General features: G+C 59.8%; 3 protein-coding genes. All 3 read left to right on the top strand.

The window, feature by feature from the left end; translation table 11 throughout:
• Positions 1-581, top strand: a 581-nt coding sequence (locus tag WBQ77_RS12460) for an ABC transporter permease (RefSeq protein ID WP_424060492.1), incomplete at its 5' end; no start/stop codon positions are given.
• A gap of 4 nt (positions 582-585) precedes the next feature.
• A complete protein-coding gene (locus WBQ77_RS12455; protein ID WP_424041787.1) occupies positions 586-1,191 on the top strand; it encodes an SCO family protein in 606 nt (201 codons plus the stop codon).
• Between the two features lie 105 nt (positions 1,192-1,296).
• A partial coding sequence (locus WBQ77_RS12450; RefSeq protein ID WP_424060491.1) for a polyhydroxyalkanoate depolymerase occupies positions 1,297-2,476 on the top strand: 1,180 nt, incomplete at its 3' end.

The raw sequence follows: 2,476 nt of genomic DNA, 5'->3' as shown, positions 1-2,476 counted from the left end.
GCTCCAATCTTGGCTTCTTCACTACCTTCATAGAGGAGATGTGGTCGCGCAATCTGGGCAATCTTCTCATCAGTCCTTTGCGGCCGCATGAGCTTGTCATGGCGCTTTGCCTGTGGAGTGTCTTGCGGCTTTCGATCGGCATGCTTCCCGTCACTGGGGCCGCGTTCTTTATATTCGGCTTCAACCTGCTCGATCTCGGCCTGTGGCTTGCGGTCTTCTTCGCTATGCTGGTGGTGACGAGCTGGTCCTTGGGGCTGATCGCGGCAGGCGTCATGTTGCGCTACGGCCTCGGCGCCGAGGAACTGGCCTGGTCGCTTGCGTTCTTGCTGTTGCCGCTCACCTGTGTCTATTACCCGCTGTCCGCTCTACCAGCCTGGCTCCAGCCCGTGGCGCTTGCGCTTCCCCCGACCCATGTCTTCGAAGGTATGCGCTCGATCCTGTTGGAACATCGCTTCGATCCCGGTGATCTGTGGTGGGCAATCGGCCTGAATGCGGTCTATCTGGCCATCGGGTACGGTGTATTCGGTTGGTTGTTGAGCCGTGCGCGTGACAATGGTTCGCTGTTGCAGCTTGGTGAGTGAGACCATGAAACGTCGGTTGCTTCTTGTGATTGTGGGGAGTTTTCTGCTTGGATCCTTGATCGGCGTCGGAGCGCTCATTCTCGGCCAGCAGACCCCAAACCAGAACCGCGTGATCACCAGCGGGCAGGCGTTGATCGGCGGTCCGTTCGAGCTTGTCGGCAAGGATGGGAAGACCGTCACGGACAACGACTTCCGTGGGCGCTACATGCTCGTGTTTTTCGGATTCACGCACTGTCCCGATATCTGTCCCGCCGAACTGCAGGTCATGTCGGCTGCGCTGGACGATCTTGGCGCTCAGGCCGATCGGGTGGTCCCGGTCTTCATCACCGTGGACCCCGAGCGCGACACGCCTGAGCTCGTGTCGGCCTATGTAGCAAATTTCGGCCCGAACTTCGTGGGGCTAACGGGATCGCCCGACGCGATCGCCAAGGCGGCCAAAGCCTACCGGGTTACCTACCAGAAGTTTCAAGACGAGAACTCTGGGGAGAATTATAGCGTCGATCATTCGGCGCTGCTCTACCTCATGGGGCCCAATGGCGAGTTCGTGACCCATTTCCCGTACGGAACATCCCCAGAAAAAATGGCTGAGACGTTGCGCCGCCTTCTTTGATCGCGCGACAGTCCCCCCCTGCGTCCATCTGTCGTTGCGGCGCAGCATAAAATCACCATCTCATTTCGCGATGCAGTATTAGACTGAAGCGAGTCGGAGGCACTCATGCTTTACCATTTCTATGAGCTCAATCAGGCTGTGCTGCATCCTGCCCGGGCGGCGGCGGAAGCCTACCGGCTGCTGTGGCGGAATCCGTTGAATCCTGTGTCTCATTCGGTCATGGGCCGTGGCGCGGCGGCTGCACTCGAGCTCTTCGAGCGCTCGACACGCCGTTACCGCAAGCCGGACTGGGAAATCGATCGGGTGGTGGCGCATGGCAGGGACGTGGCTGTAAAGCCGGTTACGGTTCTCACCAAGCCATTCTGCAATTTAGTGCATTTCCAGCGCGATCTTCCAACGGCCGACCAGAAAAAAGACCCCAAAGTCCTTCTGGTCGCCCCGATGGCGGGACATTTCGCGACCCTCTTGCGCGGGACCGTGCGGGATCTGCTGCCCGACCACGATGTCTATATGACCGAGTGGATCGACGCGCGCTTTGTGCCGCGGGCGGCGGGGGCGTTCGATCTCGACACCTATATCGACTATATCATTGAATTTTTGGAGGCTTTCGGTGGCGATGTGCATGTGGTGGCTGTTTGCCAGCCCACCGTGCCCGTCTTCGCGGCCGTGTCGGTGATGGAAGCTCGGCGTGACCGCAACGTGCCGCGCTCCATGGTGCTCATGGCCGGCCCCATCGACACCCGCAAGAGCCCAACAGCAGTGAATAAATACGCTATGGGTAAGCCGCTGAGCTGGTTCCGGCGGAACGTCATCACCCAGGTGCCATGGCCATATCCGGGCCATATGCGGCTGGTCTATCCCGGCTTCCTGCAGCTCTCCGGCTTCATGGGGATGAATCTGGAGCGGCATGTGACCGCCCATCGCGATCTCTTCCACAACTTGATACAGGGCGACGGCGATTCCGCGGACAAGCACCGGGAGTTCTATGACGAGTTTCTCGCCGTGATGGATCTGTCGGCCGAATACTATCTCCAGACCATCGAGACCGTGTTCATGGAGCACAGGCTGCCAAAGGGTGAGATGCGCCATCACGGGACCGTCGTCGATCCCTCGAAGATCAAGCGCGTGCCTCTGATGACAGTCGAAGGCCACAAGGACGACATCACCGGCGTCGGCCAGACCGAGGCTGCGCAGGATTTGTGCACAAGCCTGCCGGACACGATGCGGGCCCACCACCTGCAGGCGGGAGTGGGCCATTATGGCGTCTTCAACGGCTCGCGCTTCC

The organism is Methyloceanibacter sp., assembly GCF_049590335.1.
Lineage (GTDB): Bacteria > Pseudomonadota > Alphaproteobacteria > Rhizobiales > Methyloligellaceae > Methyloceanibacter.
This window is presented reverse-complemented; position numbering and strand designations above follow the sequence as displayed.